Raw genomic sequence first — 596 nt, 5'->3', positions numbered from 1 at the left:
AATTCAATTTATACCTTTACTCCTAATTCTGATGAATGTGCGGAAAGTATTGATATAGAAATTGAAATTATTCCTAGTACTACCCCTGAATTTTCTATACCTAGTGAAATTTGTGAAAACGACCCATTAGTGTTGCCTGAAACCTCAGATAACAATATAGAAGGCGAATGGACTCCAGAAATTGATAATACAACTTCCACAACCTATACCTTTTTACCTGCTGAGGATGAATGTGCTGAAACTATAGAATTTGAAGTGATTGTTTTACCTAATACAACACCCGAGTTTTCTTTTCCTGATGTAATTTGCGAAGATGAAATTGAAGAATTACCCACCACCGCTAATAACGGAATTGAGGGAGAATGGGCACCCGAATTAAGTAGCTCTATTTCAATTTATACCTTTACTCCTAATTCTGATGAATGTGCGGAAAGCATTGAGGTAGAAATTGAAATTATTCCTAATACTACCCCTGAATTTTCCATACCTAGTGAAATTTGCGAAAATGAACTTCAAGAATTACCTACTACCTCTAATAATGGAATTGAGGGGGAATGGACACCCGAATTAAATAGCTCTAATTCAATTTATACCTT

At 34.9% G+C, this 596-nt stretch carries 1 pseudogene; it reads left to right on the top strand.

What is annotated here, in order from left to right:
- Window positions 1–596, top strand: a pseudogene (locus G7034_RS09780) (gliding motility-associated C-terminal domain-containing protein); the annotation flags it as partial.

It is taken from the genome of Psychroflexus maritimus (genome assembly GCF_011089875.1).
In the GTDB taxonomy this organism is placed as follows: Bacteria; Bacteroidota; Bacteroidia; order Flavobacteriales; family Flavobacteriaceae; genus Psychroflexus; species Psychroflexus maritimus.
The sequence above is the reverse complement of the archived record's forward strand: the minus strand, read 5'-3'. Positions and strand labels throughout refer to the sequence as shown.